Origin of the sequence: Dokdonella sp. (assembly GCF_041395345.1) — a bacterium.
GTDB lineage: Bacteria > Pseudomonadota > Gammaproteobacteria > Xanthomonadales > Rhodanobacteraceae > Dokdonella.
The window spans coordinates 122,364-139,692 of sequence record NZ_JAWLAR010000001.1 but is presented as its reverse complement, the minus strand read 5'-3'; the positions used below and the strand labels follow the sequence as shown (position 1 = coordinate 139,692).

The following is a 17,329-nucleotide window of genomic DNA, read 5'->3' as shown; positions in this document are numbered from 1 at the left end:
TCTGGAAGTTGTCAGCGGATGATCGGCGTCCCCGCCATCGCTTGCAACTTGCCGACCGATGCAATCCCGCTGTCCGCGATGTCAATCCAGCAAGGCGCGTCGCGTCGCCTCATTGGCCGGAAACATCATTTCGATCTTCAGATCGGCCAAGGCAATGTCTTCTGCGGAACCGAATTGCGAGATGGTGGAGAAGAAGGACAGAACCTCTGGCCCGGCGCGATACTCGACCGAAATCACGGCCGGGGATGGTGCTCGGGAATCATTCCGCTCGCCGTCGTCGAGTGCATCGAGTCTGTCGATCGCCTCTTCCAGAACCGGATCGCCGCCGAAATGCATGCTCTCGGTGCGCAGTCGAGTGCGCAACTCGCGCGCAATTTCCTGCCAGTTGACCAGCGCATCACGCAATGGACCCGCTGACAGGAATGCATCGAGCAGACTGTCGCCTTCGCCAACACCCAGTCGCCCGAGCAGGGCCGTAGCGCAGCGATTCAACTTCCTCACGCGCCAATGCCGGTCGAAAGCAATGGCCGGATACGGATCGTGGCGCTCCAGGGTCCAGGCTATCGCCTCGCGAACAAACTGCAGATCCCTCGAATCGGCCGCGCGTTCGACGTAGGCGACGCTGAACCCCGCCGATGCCAGCAAGGCATTGCGTTCGGCCAGCGGCACGTCCATGACCTCGGACAGTTGCAGCACCATGGCCCGACTCGGTTGCGAGCGGCCGGTTTCGAGAAACGAGATGTGGCGCGAAGAAACATTCGCAGCCACGGCCAGATCGAGCTGACTGTAGCGGCGTCGGCTGCGCCAGTGCTTTAGAAGATGGCCAAACGGATCCACGGACGCGCACTCCCTGGGAGGATTCGATCAAACCAGACCCCGGCACCAATATCCATTACCTGCGAGGTAATTGGCAGCAGCCTTGCTCAGGCCTAGTCTCGGCGCATTCCCAGATACAAGGATCGCGCCATGAAACAGCGTCACGCAATCATGTGGTTGAAAGCATCCACCGTGTTCACGATCGGGTTCGGCCTGCTGATGGTGGCAGCCGCAACACCTGCGCTTTCGGCGCCCGTGGCTTTCATGCTGGACCTTGTGTTCGCGCCGCTGGACGGAGGGCAAGGCCTGACCGATCCATCCGCCCGCCTGCTGTCAGCCATCGGTGGTGGCGTCATGGCAGGTTGGGGCGTTTCCATCTGGCTGGTCCTCACGCGACTGGCTGCCCGCGAGCCCGAGCTTGCGCGCGTTCTCATCCTGGGCGGCCTGTGCACCTGGTTCGTCGTCGACTCCAGCGGGTCCATGCTTGCTGGAGCGCCGTGGAACGTCGCCGGCAATATCGGCTTCCTGCTGATCTTCCTGATTCCTGCATTGCAGTTGCGTGAAGCCAATGAGCGAACGGCTTGACCGGAGCAACCGCAAGATACGATCAAGACGGACTTGCCTGGCCATGTGTCGAGTGAACCGGGCGAGGTACGGTCAGCTCACCTCTCGAGCTTGCCATCGAGGGATACCCTTGCCGAAATGGCATGGAACTCGCAGTCCGCTGCTTCACGGCCGGAAATAAACGTGTCAATGCAGGTTCTGGCCTCTTCAACATCAATGTGGGCAAAGGGATCGATCGTGGGCATCACGTTGGAAAGTTGGTGCAGCATTCTTCTCGATCGTTCCGAACATTGCGAGAGCGCAGCGGACTTTTCGCCTGATTCTGACACTCCGCAGGATACGGTCAGTGTTGAACCAACCAGCGCAATCTCGGAACGCGAGAGCGTTGCTGCAATTTCGGGCGTACAAGCAGGCGCGCCAGGCAAGCAAGGCGGGTCGATGCCCTCATCTCGAACCATGGCCCGGGAGCACGCCGCCAGAAGTAGCACCGACAACACTACTGCGAAGCGAATTTGATATCCCCAGCACCTGTTTCCGGAAGCCGACAGACGGTCTGACATGGAGCCGACTGGCCGCGATGATCGTACATGTCGCAGGTGCGTACCGGGCCTGCCTGCCGAGTTCACTGGCCTACCGGTGGCTGCCAGAGCTCGACCTTGTTGCCTTCCGGGTCGATCACCCAGGCGAACTTTCCATACTCGGACTCGTCGATCCGGTCGAGGACGTTGCAACCCTCCTCGCGCAACACCTTGACCAGGGCGTGCAGGTCTTCCACCCGATAGTTGATCATGAACGGCGCGGTGCCTGGCGCGTACGGTTCGCCCTTGTCCGGTCCGATCGACCAGATGGTGGTTCCACCGGCCGGTTTGCCTTCAGCGTCGGTCCAGTTGAAGGCCGTGCCGCCCCATTCCTGCACATCAATGCCGAGGTGTCGCTTGTACCAAGCCTGCAGTGCAGGAGCGTCCTTGGCCTTGAAGAAGATGCCGCCAATGCCAGTGACCCGTTTCATGTCGCCTCCCAAGCGCGAATACCAGATCAGAGTGTACGTTCTGAGCGATGAAAATGCCGTGCTTCGCCCATGCCAGGCATCGTCAATGACCATGCAGGATCGCTCCACAGGATGCCTCGTCCTGGCCGCAGCAAACGATTTCGGGGAGATGTACGGATTGCCCGGATTGGTCGAAATATTCGCCGCGAACTGCGATGCTCGAGCGGCAACCGGTCACGTGCGCAGGCGGATTCGGGAGTCGATGCACCGACCCACATGGCGGTTCACTGCTGTTCCCGGCGAAGCATCAGGCGTCATTGACCGAGTAGACAGCAATGACGCGACAAGGCCCCGGTTCGGAATTGTCGAATCGCCCGCTCTCAAGTGCGAGGATTGCCGCCTCGAACGTGGGAATGAGGCAATGTTCGTTTGTGGCGACGTCTGCGGCCAGGCCGTTGCATGACAGCGGGGAACACTCGGGCGAAGTGCCGGCATGGAACGTGGTGATGTCGAATCCTTCCAGTGTTGCGGCGCCAGGAGCTTCGACGTTTGTCTCAAAGGCCGGATCGGGAGCGAAAGGGAACCAGCTGCCAGAGTTGCTGTCATATTCCAGATCGTGCGCCTCGTAGTAGAACAGCTTCGCACCGTCAAGCGAGATGGCGTGTTCCACGGCGAGCGCACGGATCATGGACGGAGAATCAAACAGCCAATAGCCGTTGTGCTTCCAGAAAGCGATGTAGTCGGCGAAATTCTTCGAGACACAACCGCTGAGCGCGTAGACGTCGTCGACGCGCGGCGCATTCAGCCATTGCAGATCGGTGGCAACGCGTTTGTACATGTATCCGAGTGGTCGCATGTTGTGACTGAGATCCCTCCTATGCCGTTATGGAAATAGTGTGCCCTGTTTCTCTTGATCAAGAGCGATCGACCTGTCGGGTAGAAGCCAGCAATGGAATGGTCTGGCGACACCCGGTTCGGGCTGGACGGTGGCCAGCGACAGATTGTGGGCATCCCGGTTGCTCGGCTTCGTGTCGATGCAGGCTGTCCGGAAGCGCAGGAGATCACTGGTCCGAATCGATTTCAGCGGGTGCCTCAAGAATCCACGAAAGGCCCAGAGGCTTCATCAAGTTGTTCATTGGGTAGGAGTCGGTGCTGGCAGTCTTTCCGACCGAGCTCGGATGTGCCTCGCAAAACTGGGTCGCGAAATTCGGCTGACCGTTGAATTGGTTCCACGACCAGCCGATACCGGCAACCACAAGCCCGCCACCTTGCCGCACGAATCGCTCCACGGCTTCTATCTCTGCTTCTGAAAAGGCGCTCCAGGCGTTTCCAACCAGCAGCACGGTCGACGGATCTCCCGAGCCAATCGTAGACAGATCGCTGATTTCCCTGATTGAGCTGTTCGAAAACTGACTTCGGGCCAACACATTTTCGATCTCATAGGTAATCACCTCGCAGTGCGAGGTCGACACGAGAAACGTGGCGTCGTCCTTGCCATCGAGCATCCATCCCAGCACGTAATCCATGAAGATTTCGTCTACCGGCAGCTCATCATGGCTGAGCGCGACGATCTTGCCGCCGGCATGCGAGCTGCGCAGGGCGAATACAGAACTCCCACGGAATACGAAGGGTTCCCACTCCGACTGCATCGCTTCAGCAACCGCCATGTCCCCTGGCACAAGTCCGTCCTTGATCAGGTCCCTGCCGAAAAGCTCGCCCAGTGAATCCGCGCGCCTGACCGCGATTTCCTCCTGGATACCTGCTTCGATAGCAAAGCCCCAGGCGATAAACGCGCTCGCAAAGATGATCAGGCCCAGCGCGGCCAACCCCTCACGAATTCGTCTCCGCCGCCGAATGCTGCGCCGGGCAAACGCCATCTCGCGACGGTTCATCCAGGCACCCCGGACCTCGACGGCTCCGGCCTTTCCGCCGAATCGGCGTTTCAACCGGCGGCCCCAGCGCCGCAGTCGTTGTCCAGTGGTCAGCGCACTTCCCGGCATCTGATCTTCTTCGTGCCCGACCAGAAGGGCCAGCAGCCCCGCGCGCGCAGAGTCCCGCCATAGCAAACCGGCCTTCATCGCGCTGGTCCGGGCCAGCGACCATTCGCGCGCCGCGCGTGAAAGTCCCTGCTGGAACTGGAGGTTTGCAACGCGGCCCTGCTCGGTATGGATCCAGCGCAGGAGGCGGTCCCACGCCCGAACGAGCGCGTCGTGTGCGGGCTCCACGTAGGCCTCGCCATCGTCTGCCCGCCCTTCAACTACCAAGCGCGCACGCGTCAGGCGACCCACGATTTCACGACAGCGCCCGGTTTCGGCGGCGTCCTGGTACTCAAGATCGGGGCCGGGCACGCGCTGACGCGCCACGTTGCCGCCCTCGACAGCAACCATTCGCAGAAGCAGGCGCCGCATGGTTTCCTTCTGCGTGGCGTCCAGCGCCTCGAACTCCGCATCTGCGCGCGTGCGCAGTGCGCCGACGACACCGCCCACAGCGTCGAAGTCGATCTTTTCCAATGCGCGATCGTCACTGCGACGATTGACGTAGTGGATATACATTTCGCTGAGTGCGAATGAAAGCAGGGGCAGCCCGCCGGGTGTCTGGATGACCTCGTTGATGAGGTCTTCGACGAGCTCCGATGGCTTGAAATACATCACCCGCTGCAAAGCGGGTCGCTCGATGACGCTGCGCACTTCGTCCTGCGTCATCGGCGGCACGACATAGCGTGCCTGGTTCCAGTCGGACCCCAGCGCGGAGCGGTCGAACTGTGGTTCAAAGTCCGACCGCAACGTGAGGACCAGGCGGAATTGTTCCGGGAATTGCGCGACAAGACGCGCCAATAGATCGAGTACTTCTACCCGTGTTGCGTCTGACCTGGTCATCGAAACCAGTTCCTCAAACTGGTCGACGACCAGAACGAGTCGATTGCCGGGATGCGCGAGGCACCAGGCTGCGATGCGCTCTTCCACGCCAACTTCGGTGCCGGTTGGCGCGCCCGAATCCAGGCCGGCCACCGCCCGGCGAAGTGCCTGCATCGGTTCGGCACCAGGACGCACGACAGGCAGCACGTACCAGCGTTGTGCCACGTCCCGCTTCAACCTCGGCAACAAACCCGCTTTCACCACACTCGACTTGCCCGTGCCGGAGGCACCCAGCACGATGCTCAGGGGATGCTCGTCAATGTGTTTCGCGAGCGCGTCGATGGCATCTTCGCGACCGAAGAACAGCTCGGCATGCTCTTCCTCGTAGGGCTCCAGGCCGCGCCATGGGTTGTTGCCATAATTGAGCGGTGGTGCCGGCGGCAAGTCGAGCTTGCCACCGGGTACCAGAAAGATGTACTCGCCCTTGTCGTGCTTGGGCAGGGGCCACAAGCTCGGTGTCTGCCGATGCCCCGCTTCGATTGCTGCAGGCTGAAGGGAGTCCTCCAGATACAGATACAGCTCGGTTGCCGTGATGATGCCATCGGCCACACCACCACGTGCCACATCCGCAGCCCCTTCCAGCGCCTCGAAAAGGGCACTGGCGAAAGGCGAGTGCGTGCCGTCATCGCCTCGTGATCCGAAGGCCCCGAATACGGGGATCTCGTCAAGCGCTGTCTGGTCGTAGGAAGCCGAAGCAATGGCCTGCCAGGCCGGATCGAGAATGAAGCGGTCGTACCGCTCCTGATGGATCACTTCTGGCATGACCAGCACGTCGCGCGTTGAAGACCAGCGGAATGCCCCGGAGAAGCAGCTGTCGAGAATCACCAGGAGATGCCGGCACTGAAGCGCGAAGAGGTCGTCGTATAGCAGGGGCATGTGGAGGTAGCTTTCGGGCTCGCCGCGCCTGGCGTCCTGAGGGAGGAGATAGCCGCTGGGTCCATCTGCGCCTTGCAGGGCTACGCCGTGCCCCGCGAAGTAGAAAAAGACGCGATCCTCGTTTTCGATCGAATTCGCGAGTTCGTCCCTGAGCAGCTTGTTGATAGCAGCAAGCGAAGCCTGTTCATCGAGCAGCAGGTGCACGTCATAGCCATGCTCTTCGGCCAGCATGCGAGCCAGCCGCCGGGCGTCGTTCGCCGCGGTCTTGAGTTGCGGCACGCCGTGATCGTAGGCGTTGATGCCAATGACCACTGCCACGCTCTTTCTGAACTCGGGTACGGCTTCCATCGTTGAATGTCCTTGCGGGTTCCTGGCATCGCCAGCAATGGCAGTTGTAGCTCGGCTCCTCAAAGCAACGCCGTATGCGAACTTTACAGCGTCGTTTGCAGCCTGACTCTCGCCGAATTCGCTGAGAACCGTCGCAGGCCACGGCGACTCATCGACGAATTGGTTGTCGGGCAGTCTTGCCGTAGCCAAGGGCTCAAGTCGGGATTGTCGGTTATGCAATTGGGGGCAGCGCACCCAAGTTTGGGCAATTGCCTGCCACAAAGGTCAATTCGATTGCGATCCACGCGCCGCCGACGCACGAGCAACGAGTCTTCTCGATGGAGAAGGGAAACTCATTTAGTCTGCCCTGCAATTCCCCGAATGGTATCGGCTCCTACAGCATGCTCAACATCATCCTGCATCGCCCGGAAATACCCCCCAACACAGGCAATGTCATCCGTCTGTGCGCGAACACGGGTGCTCACCTGCATCTGATCGGTCCGCTCGGATTCGCCCTCGATGATGCCAAGCTCAAGCGCGCCGGACTCGACTATCACGAGTACACGCGGCTGACCGTGCATGCGGATCTTGATGCGTTCATGGAGGCGGTAAAACCCAACCGGCTGTTCGCGGTGTCCACGCGAGGGACGGTGCGCCATGACAGGGTGCGTTACGAGGAGAATGACGCGGTCATGTTCGGCTCGGAGACGAGCGGCCTGCCGACGGAAGTGATTGAGGCGATTCCGGCCGAGCAGCGGATCCGCTTGCCGATGCGACCGGGGAATCGGAGCCTGAACCTGTCCAATGCAGTGGCGGTGGTGGCCTATGAGGCCTGGCGGCAAAGCGGGTTCGAAGGCGGCAGTTGAGGCGGTTATGGGTCGACCGCAGGGGCGGGTCTCAGACCCGCCCGCGTTTCAACGTTTTCGAATTGTGGGGGAAGCGCGGAGGGGTCTCAGACCCACCCCTGCAGGAGGATTCAATTGGCATAGCGGCTGACGCCCCCTTCAAGGAAAAAGGCGGGGAAGAGGATTACTCGGGGTATTCGGGTTTCTGTTCGCGGGCGAGCAGGGCGCGCAGTCCTTCTTCCGGGGTCATGTCTTCGTGAAGGACATGCTGCACGTGTTCGGCGATCGGCAGTTCGATGCCGACGCGACGGGCGAGGCGGACGACTTCGTCGACGGTAACGATGCTTTCGACGACCTGGCCGATATCCGCGACTGCCTGCTTGAGTGAAACGCCACGACCGAGGGCAAGGCCGAGGCGGCGGTTGCGCGAAAGATCGCCGGTGCAGGTGAGCACGAGATCGCCGAGGCCGGCGAGGCCCATCAGGGTTTCGGGCTTGGCGCCGAGTGCGGTGCCAAGGCGCAGGATTTCATTCATGCCGCGCGTGATCAGGCCGGCGCGTGCATTCAATCCGAGTTCCATGCCATCGGCGACACCGGTGGCTACGGCCAGCACGTTCTTCATGGCGCCGCCCAGCTCGGCGCCGAGAATGTCGGTGCCGGTGTAGGCACGAAAGGTGGGCGCATGCAGCAGGCGGGCGAGCTTGCGCGCGAAGTCGGCGTCGTTGGACTGCACGGTCAGCGCAGTCGGCAGGCCGGCGGCGACTTCCTTGGCGAAAGAAGGTCCGGTGACGACCGCGGCAGGGTGGCCCGGCAGGCGCTCCTCGACCAGTTCATGAAGGAAGCGGCCCGAGCCCGGATCGAATCCCTTGGTAGCCCAGGCGATGCCGGCATCGGCCGCGACCCACGGCGCGATCTCGTCGACCAGCTCGCGAAAGGCATGGCTGGGTACGGCGATCAGCACGATGGCCGCATCGCGCACACAGGTTTCGAGTACGCCGCTGATGCCGAGGGCATCGGGGAAATTCATTTCCGGGAGGTAGCGCGTGTTCGCGCGCTGCGTGGCCATGTCGACCACGCCCTGCGGCGAACGTCCCCACAAGGTGGTGGGGACGCCGTTGCGCGCAAGCAGCACGGCCAGGGCCGTGCCCCACGATCCGGCGCCGAGAACCGCAACCGGCGTGTTCATCGATCGCTGGCTCAGGAGTTGAGCGCTGGACTTTCGGCCGGCGTTTCGTTGCGACGACGCATCTGCTCGGCATAGATCGCGTCAAAGTTGATCGGCTGCAAATACAGCGGCGGGAAGCCGCCGCCCTGGACCAGGTCGGAGACGATCTGGCGCACGTAGGGGAACAGCACGTTGGGGCAATAGGTGCCCAGCACGTTTTCCTGCGAAGCCTGGTCGAAGCCGGCGACACCGAAGATGCCGGCCTGGTGGACTTCGGCCAGATACGCGGTCTTTTCCTCGATCTTGCAGGTCACGGTGACGCTGAGGACCACTTCGAACACGGTTTCGCTGAGTGTGTTGACGCGCTGGCTCAGGTTCAGCTCGACGCCAGGCTGGCCCTGAAGCTGGAAAACCTTGGGCGCATCCGGCACTTCGAACGAGATGTCCTTGGTGTAGATTTTTTGCAGGTTGAGCTGCGGCTGGCTCGGGTCGGCTGCGGGGTTGGCCGCGCCATTTGCGGGGGAATTCTCTGCCATGTTGCGTTTGCTCCAGAAAAACGTGGGGAAAAATGGGCCCGGATTATCCCATGCCGAGGGCGCTGGCGCACGACAGCGCGTTGTGCATCCGGGCTGGATCCAGTGAGATGGGGGTTATTTGCCGCTGTTTCGACCCTTGGCCAGCGGCAATTGCGCCTCGATCCAGGAACGAAGGCCGCCATCCAGCGTGGACACATCGGTGAAGCCGGCCTTTTTCAGGCGTTTGGCTGCCGTGGCCGAGGTTTGCCCTGTCTTGCAGTAAACCGCCACCGGCAGTTCGCGGGCCTTGGCCAGATCCTTGTTTTCCGGATCGAACTGGCTCATGGCGACATGGCGGGCGCCGGCGATATGGCCCTGCTCGAAGTCCTGGATGCTCGAAACGTCGATCAGCAGGGCATTGTTTCGATTGATCAACTGCGTCAGGCCGGCCGGGGTCAGCGCCTTGTAGCCTCGCGTGATGCGGCCGACTTCGCTGGCGATGAGCGCGGCGAGCACGCCAATGAAGCCAAGCGAGAGAAAAGGGTGGTTGCCGATGAATTCGGGCAGGCGATTGAGGATTTCGGACACGGTCGTTGGCTGGCCTGATGCGGCGCGCGAGGATCCGCGCCGGAGAGAAATGGGCGCCGATTGTCCGTGAGCAAGGGGTGGGCTGGCAAATCGGACCGATTCGCCGAGCCCGATCAATTGCGTTGAGTGATGTCCGGCAAGCCGGAATGGAGCAGCCAGACCTTGTTTTGCTTGTCGTAGATCCAGATCTGACGATCCACAATCGTACGCGCTTCCTGCGTGTACACATTGACCAGGCCGATTTCCACGGTCTGGCGGACCTCATAGTCATTGACAGGAACCGGGGCCGTATCGGTGTACTGGGTGATCCGAACCTGCTTGAAGCGCTCCAGTTCCAGAGAGGTCAGTGGATGCAAGGCGCGGTATTCGGGCGAGACGAAGCTCTCGGCCTGCTCGATGGACCCCCAGCGAATCGTCGCGGCATAGGTGCGCAGGGTCTCGGTCAGCTGCTTGTCACGCGATTTCGCGAGCAGCGGGAATGCGGCGGTGAGCAGCGCCAGGCCAAGCAGGGTGATCGCTGCGGAACGTGCAGACCATCGGTTCGGAATCATGCTGTCGTCTCCTCGACTGTCAGCCGGCAGACTCCGATTGTGCCCCATCAGACGCACTGACAGTAATTCCGTGCCATGGAGGCTGCGCCTCTTGTTCAGCGTTGCCCTAGCGCAACAAAGCGCGCGTTCAGACGGCTGGCCACGCATCCGTCAGCCAGACGAATCTCGCAGTGCGCGGAAAGCCGGGCCTTTCCGCGCGACTCCAGCGTGCCGAAGAACTCCTCGAAGGTGTTGCCGTAGGCCAGTCGTGCCTCCGCCGAGAAGTCCTCCCAGACCGGAGCCAGGTAGCGCACTTCGCTGTCCTGCACGTAGATGTCGCACGCCAGGCCTCGCTGCTTCATGGCCAGGGTGACCAGGCACCAGCAGGCAAGGGTCATGACACTGGTCAGGCTGCCGCCGAACGCACAGCCCTTGTCATTCACATTGGGCGCCAGCGGTGCGCTCATGCGCAGCGATTCTCCATCCCAGGCCGTGATGCCCAGTTGCATTGCAGCCGTAAGCGGGATATCGACGCGCACCTGTTTCTGCAGGGCAAGCCGCAATGCGTCGCGCTCGCGTTGCGGCTTGCTGGCGAAGGCATCGGTCGGGGGCATGCACGGCTCGCGCTTGGAAACGGGCCGCGAGTGTGCGCATGCGGGACGTGTTCATTCAAGCCAGGGCGCTGTTTGAGTATGATTCCTACCCTGATCGGGGCGGGAACCGAGATGACCGACAGCCGCACGCGCAAAGCGCCCTCACTCGCAGGCGCGAGTGTCATTGTCACTCGCCCTGCTGCCACTGCGGCGGGGCTGGTCCGTGGAGCCCGATCCCGCGGTGCGCACGTGGTTCGACTGCCCGGCATGCGCCTTTGCGCGATCGACGATACCGCCGCTGCAAAACGCAACCTGGTTGCCGCGCGCGGTGCGGATACCTGGATCTTCACCAGTCCCACGGCGGTCCTGTTTGGCCTCTCGCTGCTCGGTTCGGATCCGCTTCCGTCGAGTTTGCGCGTTTGCGCCGTCGGTGCGGGTACCGCACGCGCTCTGGCCCGAAATGGAATCGCTGCGATTGCACCGGCCCATTTGCACAACAGCGAGGGGCTGCTTGCCGAACCCGTGCTGGCCAATATCAGCGGCCAGCGCATTGCCCTGATCGAGGCCCCCGGAGGTCGCGACCTGCTCGCCCCGGCCTTGCGCGAGCGAGGCGCCCTTGTCGAGAGCATTGCCGTCTACCAGCGCAAGCCGCCCAACCTGAGCGAACGATATCTGAATGCCCTGCGGAACGCCGAACGGCCGTGGATCACCCTGTTGTCCAGCGCTCAGGCTCTGACCAACCTGCTGGCAGCGCTACCCGCCGAGCTGGCGATGCGATGGCGCAGGGAAGCCGTGGTAGTCAGCAGTCAGCGACTTGCCGAACAGACTCGGGAGCACGGCTTCAGCGATGTCCACGAGGCCGAATCGGCCTTGCCCAAGGATTTGCTCGCCGCTGCAGTCGCCGTGCTGAGTCGGCATCGCCTGTAGTTGTGCTGCCGCGGGCCGGCGTCTTCAGCTAGCATGGACCCCATGGAAACCGAATCCGCTGCAAATTTGCCCGCACCCGCCGAATCCGAAAGGAAGGGCGGCGCCAAGGTATCGACGAGGAAGAGTCGCGGGCCTGGCCTCCTCATCCTCGTCATTGTACTGCTGGTACTGGGTTTGCTCGGCTGGTGGTTCTGGGAGCGGCAGACACGCGAACAGGATTCCCAGCGTGAAGAGCGTCTGGCCGAACAGATCAGCGCGCTCAGCAGCGCCAACGAACAATTGCGTCGTGAAATGGATGCATTGCGCACGCGTGCCAGCGATGCCGAAGCGATGAATCGCGGCATTCGCGAAGAGGTGCTGGCGTTCGGCGAACGCTCGCGTGCGCTTGAAGACGCAGTGGCAAATCTGGCTGATCAACGCCTGAGCAATCGCGATGCCATGGCCTTGAACGAGGCCGAGTTCATCCTCCAGCTGGCGGGCGAACGATTGGCTCTGTTTCGTGACGCGAGCGGTGCAATCGCCGCCTATCGACTCGCCGACAGTGCGCTGGCGGCAGCCGAAGACCCGCTGTTCAGCGCCGTTCGCCAAACCATCAGCGCGGAAATGCAGGCACTGGAAGCTGCCCGGCCGATGCAAACCCGTGCCACTCTGGATGCGTTGGCCGATCTGCGTGCGCGCATCGTCACGCTGCCACTGAAGACCACGCCAACCAGTGAGCAGGCCGCGCTCAAGCCGGAGCGCTCGCGCTTCCGCGAGATCCTGGACCAGTTCGTGCGTGTCAGCCACGATGACGCCGGCCCTGCGTTCGAGCTGCGCAACGAAGAATTGCTGCGCACCCTCATTGCGGTAGACCTGCGTGCAGCAGAAACTTACCTGTTCGCACGCGACCAGGAAGGCTTCAGCGCCGCCCTCGCGCGTGCACGCGCCGGCATGCTGGCGGCGCTGGACCCTGGCGCCCCTGCGGTCAGTGAAGCACTGGCGACGCTCGACATGGTTGCCACCAAGCCTCTGGCACCGGCCCTTCCCGAACTCGGCACTGCGCTGGAAGAACTGCGCAACCTGCGCACGACCCGCGCCCTGTCGCAACCGGTGCTGGCGCCGCAGCCTCGTGACGGGGAGCTGCAGTGAGAGTCTGGATTGGCGTCTTTCTGCTTCTGCTGATCGCTGCGGCCGCGGCATTCGGCTGGCAATGGGTCGTTGAAGATCCGGGCTATGTGCTGCTGCGCTTGCGCGATACATCGGTCGAAACCACCCTGGTATTTGCTGCGGTCGCCCTGCTCGTCTTATGGGGCCTGCTGAGTCTGGCCTGGCGCTTGCTGCGCTGGCCGCTGCAGGCCTGGATTCGCGCCCGCAAGCGGCGCGCTCGCGAGAACCTGGCCAATGGCCTGGCCGCCTTCGCCGAGGGCCGCTACATACAGGCTGAACGTCATCTGGCCAAGGCCATCAAACAACCCGCGCTGCGCGGCCCGGCCCTGCTGGCGATGGCCCGTGCGGCCCACGCGCGCGGCGACGACGAGCGCGCATCGAAAGTCCTCGACGACGCTGCACTGGATCTCGAATCGGCGGCCCTGGCCCAGCGAGCCAAGTTCATGATTGAACGCGGACGCCATGCAGATGCGCTCGCCCTGCTCAAGCCAAAGGCAGCCCGAGGCGCATTGCCGCCGGTCGGCTGGCAGATGCTTGTCGAAGCCGCATTGACTCAAGGCGACGTGCAGCAAGCGCTGGACGCGCTTCCGACGTTGGCGAAAACGCAGTCGCTGACGGCGGATTCCTTTGCCGCGCTGGAAATTCGCGTGATGATGGCGGCGCTGGCAAGCGCACCTTCGCAGGCGCGCCTGAACAGCCTCTGGAACGACATCGGTCGCAATCGCCGCAAGCAACCCGACGTGATCGCCGCCTTCGCGCGCCGTGCCGCGAGCTTCGGTCAGACGCTCGCTGCAATGGATGAGATCGAATCGGCCCAGCGGCGCGAGTGGAGTGACGAACTGGCGCTGTGCTACAGCGACATTGGCCCCGCCGAGATGACCACGCGAACCCGCCACGCCGAAGCGTGGTTGCAGATCGCGCCGAACAGCACGTCGCTGCTGACCACGCTCGGACGTTTGTGTCGTGACCAGAAGTTGTGGGGCAAGGGCATCCAGTATCTGGAGCGCGCCGTCGAAATAACCGAATCACCGATCGCCTGGGAAACCCTGGGCGACTGCCACGCCGGAGCCGGCAACGAGAGCCTGGCCAATCGCTGCTACCGCAATGCCTTGCTCAATCTGCGCGGCGAACCGGCCGTTCCGTTGAGCGGCCAGGTTCCGAGAACTGTCGATACGCGCGCACTCATCTTCGAAGAGCGCGACGCCCACGGTGTGCCGCGCTTGCCAGTCGGGAAGTAGCAGCGGGAAGTGGGGAATGGGGAGTGGCAAGGCGAAGTGCGCTGCGCCGTAAACTGATCGGCTCGAGTAGGGTCCGATTTTCCCCGACGTTCGTCCTCTGACCCCAGTCCGGGCCAGGCTCTGAGCGGAATCGCACTGACCTGGCGCCGATTCCCGGCTTGCGTCATCCCGGCCTGCGCTGGAGTGACGAGCACCAGGTCAGTGCCTTTCGTCCTGAGTCCCGTCGAAGGAAGCTCGTCGAAGGACGCTCCCACCGTATTGATCTGCTTCGGCAGACGCCCGACAGATCGGGCTCGAAACGAACGAAAGTTGCTAGCGGGACAGGTTCTGCGCAGACTCGACCTTGCCATTGACCAGGTGAAGCACGCGCAGCAACTGGTTGCTGCCAAGGTCGTAGGTCCATTCTTCGCGGCGTTGCTGACGCCAGTTTTCCAGGCCGGGCGCCGGGCGGTAGACCAGACCGTCGTTCGAGGCGCGTCGATGCGCGGGCTGGCCACATCTGGCCACCAGCTCTCCGCTGCTCAGTCCGGTGAAATTCATGTTCGCGCGACAGCTGTCGCCGATCTCGCGAACGCCGTATCCCAATGATTCGCTGAAGCGCAGGTTGCCATCGACGAACACCAGTCGCTGGATCAGCGCGCGTGGTCCGAAGTTGTAGTACCAGACGCTCCATTCCACTTCCTGCTGGGTTTCCAGCGCCGAGTAGCGTCCGACCACGTCGACGCCAATCCAGGTCTCGGCCCAGTAGGGGTCGCCGCAGCGCTCGCGGACCTGAAAGTCGCGGTCCCCATCGCTGACGAGCTGGTTGCCGCAGCGAAGCGCCATCGCCACAGGGCTTGCCAGCGTCAACATGAGGGCGACAAGAGCAAGTGTTCGGATCATCGGGCAGGCTCCGCGGGGCTCAGTGCAATGACAGCAACGTGACGCAGATAGTTGCCGCATCGTCGCATGTCCGGCTTGCTATAGTCGCGCAGCACATTCGCGGAGACTCATGGTGCCCATCTGGAAACAATCGGTCGATCTTGATCGCATCAATGGCTGGAACGTCAACACCATGGTCGAACATCTCGGCATGCGTGTGACCGAAATAGGCGATGACTACGTGCGCGGCACGATGCCGGTCGACATGCGCACCATACAACCCTTCGGGCTCTTGCATGGCGGAGCATCGGTGGCGCTGGCCGAATCGCTTGGCAGCCTCGGCGCCAATCTGGTGCTCGATCCGGCCAGTGAAATGGCAGTCGGACTGGACATCAACGCCAATCACGTGCGTGCGGTGACTTCAGGGCCGGTAACGGGCACTGCACGTCCGCTGCATATCGGTCGCTCGACCCAGGTTTGGGAGATCCGCATCGAAGACGGGCAACAGAACCTCGTCTGCATATCCCGTCTGACCATGGCTGTGGTGCCGCGTCGATCGCCGAAGGCCGTCTGAGCCGGTGAATCACGGCGACGCTCCCTACGCAGGCCTGAGCCCCGATCTGATTCTCGATGCCGTGGCGGATGCCGGATTCGAACCTGATGGGCGCATGCTCGCCATGGGCAGTTATGAAAATCGTGTCTACCAGATCGGCATCGAGGACGGGACGCCACTTGTCGCCAAGTTCTATCGACCGGCCCGCTGGAGCGATGCGGCGATCGCCGAGGAGCACCAGTTCGCCCTGGAACTTCTGCACGCCGAGCTGCCCGTAGTCGCACCGCTCATCCTGGAGGGTCGGTCGCTGCTCGAGTTCGAAGGGTTTCGATTCAGTCTGTATCCGCGCCAGGGCGGTCGCTCGCCCGAGCTCGAAACGCGCGACAACCTCGAGTGGATGGGACGCCTGCTCGCGCGCATCCATGGGGTCGGTTCACGCGGACGATTCAGCGAGCGCGGTCAAATCGACGTTGACACGTTTGTCAGCAAGCCGGCGGCGGCGGTGCTGGAGTCCGAGCTCCTGCCGGCCAGTTTGCACAAGCGCTATGCCGACGAGACAGCGGCACTGGCCGATCTGCTCGACGAATGCTTCGAGGCCGCCGCTCCCATCCGGCAGATCCGCCTGCATGGCGATTGCCATCGTGGCAACGTGCTCTGGACCGACGCCGGCCCGCATTTCGTCGATCTCGACGACGCGCGCATGGGACCGGCCGTCCAGGATCTCTGGATGCTCGCGCCGTCCGCGGCCGCACTCGATATCCTGCTCGAAGGCTATGCCGAATTTCGTGACTTCGATCCGGCCGAACTCGCCCTGATCGATCCCTTGCGCATCATGCGCCAGGTGCATTGGGCCGGCTGGGTCGCCATGCGCTGGCATGATCCCGCATTTCCGATGGCATTCGCCCATGTCGGCGAGGCGCGCTGGTGGGAAGAACACTGCAACGATCTGGCCGAAGCCATTTCCACTTTGAGTGGCAACTGATACTTTTTAGAGCATTCGGTCGACTTGTATAAGCGAGGATGTGCTGGCACGACCCTCGCTTCCGGTACGATACGCATCGATGAACTCAACGACTGAACGTACTCGAGAGTCAACCCGCGGCGACGCCATGCGTCCGTTGCGCTATCTCGTGCGTGCGCCGTTGCTGACGCTGCATGTCGTGCTCGCCCTGCCGCTGGCCGTACTGGCCCTGAATCCGCTGCTGGCACGCATTCCGGTCGGCAAGCTGCGCTTTGACCAGTTCATGATCAGCTGGTGGTCGGGCACCCTGGTGCGCCTGTTCGGCTTCCGTATCCGTGCACATGGCAAGCCTTTGCCGGGCGCGGTCATGTACGTGGCCAACCACGTCTCCTGGCTGGACATCGAGCTGATGCACAGTCAGCGCGCAATCCAGTTCGTTGCCAAGAGCGAGATCGCACGCTGGCCGCTGGTCGGCTGGCTGGCCACGCGTGCCGGAACGATCTACCACCAGCGTGGCAGCACCGACTCGATGTCGGCGGTGATGGGTCGCGTGGTGGAGCGGCTCCGCGAAGGAATGCCGGTCGGCATCTTTCCGGAAGGCGGTACCGGCGCAGGGAAACAGGTGCGCACGTTTCATGCGCGCATCTTCCAGGCTGCGCTCGATGCAGAGGCGCCGGTTCAGCCTGTGGCGCTGCGCTACGGGCTGGACGGCATGCAGGATCCCGACGTGCCGTTCTCTCCCGGTGAAAGTTTCGCCGCCAACTTCATTCGATTGCTTGGAAACCGCTCGATGGATGCCGAGGTCCATTTCCTCGAGCCCGTCGAAGCAACCCCGGACGCGCGTCGGCGCATGGCCGAGGAGAGCCGGGCACGCATTATCGATGCGCTGGGCTACGGCGAACGTTGAATGGACTTGACCTG

At 62.6% G+C, this 17,329-nt stretch carries 19 protein-coding genes; 8 read left to right on the top strand and 11 right to left on the bottom strand.

From position 1 onward, the window contains the following. Positions 1 to 81: 81 nt before the first annotated feature. Positions 82 to 837 carry a helix-turn-helix domain-containing protein gene (locus R3F00_RS00625; protein WP_371279755.1) on the bottom strand — a complete coding sequence of 252 codons (756 nt, stop codon included), beginning with the start codon at positions 835 to 837 and terminating at the stop codon, positions 82 to 84. A gap of 129 nt (positions 838 to 966) precedes the next feature. Here R3F00_RS00625 and R3F00_RS00620 point away from each other — a divergent pair, with 129 nt between their 5' ends. Beyond that, positions 967 to 1,401, top strand: coding sequence for a hypothetical protein (locus R3F00_RS00620; protein ID WP_371279754.1), 435 nt, complete (start codon positions 967 to 969; stop codon positions 1,399 to 1,401). Positions 1,402 to 1,478: 77 nt separating this feature from the next. Here R3F00_RS00620 and R3F00_RS00615 read toward each other — a convergent pair whose 3' ends face one another. From R3F00_RS00615 to R3F00_RS00600, 4 genes are all read right to left on the bottom strand, one after another. Continuing rightward, positions 1,479 to 1,940 (bottom strand): hypothetical protein, encoded by a 462-nt coding sequence (locus tag R3F00_RS00615; RefSeq protein ID WP_371279753.1) that lies wholly within the window; start codon positions 1,938 to 1,940, stop codon positions 1,479 to 1,481. Between the two features lie 62 nt (positions 1,941 to 2,002). Next, positions 2,003 to 2,389 (bottom strand): VOC family protein, encoded by a 387-nt coding sequence (locus R3F00_RS00610; RefSeq protein ID WP_371279752.1) that lies wholly within the window; start codon positions 2,387 to 2,389, stop codon positions 2,003 to 2,005. 286 nt (positions 2,390 to 2,675) lie between these two features. Continuing rightward, positions 2,676 to 3,224: a hypothetical protein gene (locus R3F00_RS00605; RefSeq protein ID WP_371279751.1), complete on the bottom strand. Its 549-nt coding sequence runs from the start codon at positions 3,222 to 3,224 to the stop codon at positions 2,676 to 2,678. Positions 3,225 to 3,429: 205 nt separating this feature from the next. Then, entirely contained in the window at positions 3,430 to 6,507 is a 3,078-nt protein-coding gene (locus tag R3F00_RS00600) for a caspase family protein (RefSeq protein WP_371279750.1), read from the bottom strand. A 380-nt stretch (positions 6,508 to 6,887) separates the two neighbouring features. Between R3F00_RS00600 and trmL the strand changes: the two genes are divergently transcribed. Beyond that, positions 6,888 to 7,352 carry a tRNA (uridine(34)/cytosine(34)/5-carboxymethylaminomethyluridine(34)-2'-O)-methyltransferase TrmL gene (gene trmL / locus R3F00_RS00595; protein ID WP_371279749.1) on the top strand — a complete coding sequence of 155 codons (465 nt, stop codon included), beginning with the start codon at positions 6,888 to 6,890 and terminating at the stop codon, positions 7,350 to 7,352. A 163-nt stretch (positions 7,353 to 7,515) separates the two neighbouring features. Here trmL and R3F00_RS00590 read toward each other — a convergent pair whose 3' ends face one another. From R3F00_RS00590 to R3F00_RS00570, 5 genes are all read right to left on the bottom strand, one after another. Continuing rightward, positions 7,516 to 8,517, bottom strand: a complete 1,002-nt coding sequence (locus tag R3F00_RS00590; protein ID WP_371279748.1) for an NAD(P)H-dependent glycerol-3-phosphate dehydrogenase — start codon at positions 8,515 to 8,517, stop codon at positions 7,516 to 7,518. An 11-nt stretch (positions 8,518 to 8,528) separates the two neighbouring features. Further along, positions 8,529 to 9,032, bottom strand: a complete 504-nt coding sequence (gene secB / locus R3F00_RS00585) for a protein-export chaperone SecB (RefSeq protein WP_371279747.1) — start codon at positions 9,030 to 9,032, stop codon at positions 8,529 to 8,531. A 114-nt stretch (positions 9,033 to 9,146) separates the two neighbouring features. Beyond that, on the bottom strand, positions 9,147 to 9,599 hold the full coding sequence (locus R3F00_RS00580) for a rhodanese-like domain-containing protein (RefSeq protein ID WP_371279746.1): 453 nt from the start codon (positions 9,597 to 9,599) through the stop codon (positions 9,147 to 9,149). Between the two features lie 113 nt (positions 9,600 to 9,712). Next, on the bottom strand, positions 9,713 to 10,150 hold the full coding sequence (locus R3F00_RS00575) for a hypothetical protein (protein ID WP_371279745.1): 438 nt from the start codon (positions 10,148 to 10,150) through the stop codon (positions 9,713 to 9,715). 95 nt (positions 10,151 to 10,245) lie between these two features. After that, a complete protein-coding gene (locus R3F00_RS00570) occupies positions 10,246 to 10,743 on the bottom strand; it encodes a YiiD C-terminal domain-containing protein (protein WP_371279744.1) in 498 nt (165 codons plus the stop codon). Between the two features lie 111 nt (positions 10,744 to 10,854). Here R3F00_RS00570 and R3F00_RS00565 point away from each other — a divergent pair, with 111 nt between their 5' ends. The 3 genes from R3F00_RS00565 to R3F00_RS00555 are packed head-to-tail and all read left to right on the top strand — an operon-like array spanning position 10,855 to position 14,033. After that, entirely contained in the window at positions 10,855 to 11,649 is a 795-nt protein-coding gene (locus R3F00_RS00565) for a uroporphyrinogen-III synthase (protein WP_371279743.1), read from the top strand. A gap of 42 nt (positions 11,650 to 11,691) precedes the next feature. Continuing rightward, positions 11,692 to 12,777 (top strand): uroporphyrinogen-III C-methyltransferase, encoded by a 1,086-nt coding sequence (locus R3F00_RS00560; protein WP_371279742.1) that lies wholly within the window; start codon positions 11,692 to 11,694, stop codon positions 12,775 to 12,777. Then, positions 12,774 to 14,033 (top strand): heme biosynthesis HemY N-terminal domain-containing protein, encoded by a 1,260-nt coding sequence (locus R3F00_RS00555; RefSeq protein WP_371279741.1) that lies wholly within the window; start codon positions 12,774 to 12,776, stop codon positions 14,031 to 14,033. Before R3F00_RS00560 ends, R3F00_RS00555 begins: the two co-directional genes overlap by 4 nt. Positions 14,034 to 14,345: 312 nt before the next feature. Here R3F00_RS00555 and R3F00_RS00550 read toward each other — a convergent pair whose 3' ends face one another. Then, on the bottom strand, positions 14,346 to 14,915 hold the full coding sequence (locus R3F00_RS00550; RefSeq protein ID WP_371279740.1) for a DUF2845 domain-containing protein: 570 nt from the start codon (positions 14,913 to 14,915) through the stop codon (positions 14,346 to 14,348). Between the two features lie 109 nt (positions 14,916 to 15,024). Here R3F00_RS00550 and R3F00_RS00545 point away from each other — a divergent pair, with 109 nt between their 5' ends. The 3 genes from R3F00_RS00545 to R3F00_RS00535 all read left to right on the top strand — a co-directional run bounded on the left by R3F00_RS00545 (position 15,025) and on the right by R3F00_RS00535 (position 17,315). Then, positions 15,025 to 15,468 carry a hotdog fold thioesterase gene (locus tag R3F00_RS00545; RefSeq protein ID WP_371279739.1) on the top strand — a complete coding sequence of 148 codons (444 nt, stop codon included), beginning with the start codon at positions 15,025 to 15,027 and terminating at the stop codon, positions 15,466 to 15,468. 4 nt (positions 15,469 to 15,472) lie between these two features. Next, complete coding sequence (locus R3F00_RS00540) at positions 15,473 to 16,429, top strand: serine/threonine protein kinase (protein ID WP_371279738.1); 957 nt, start codon at positions 15,473 to 15,475, stop codon at positions 16,427 to 16,429. Positions 16,430 to 16,508: 79 nt separating this feature from the next. Beyond that, on the top strand, positions 16,509 to 17,315 hold the full coding sequence (locus R3F00_RS00535) for a lysophospholipid acyltransferase family protein (protein ID WP_371279737.1): 807 nt from the start codon (positions 16,509 to 16,511) through the stop codon (positions 17,313 to 17,315). Positions 17,316 to 17,329: the final 14 nt, after the last annotated feature.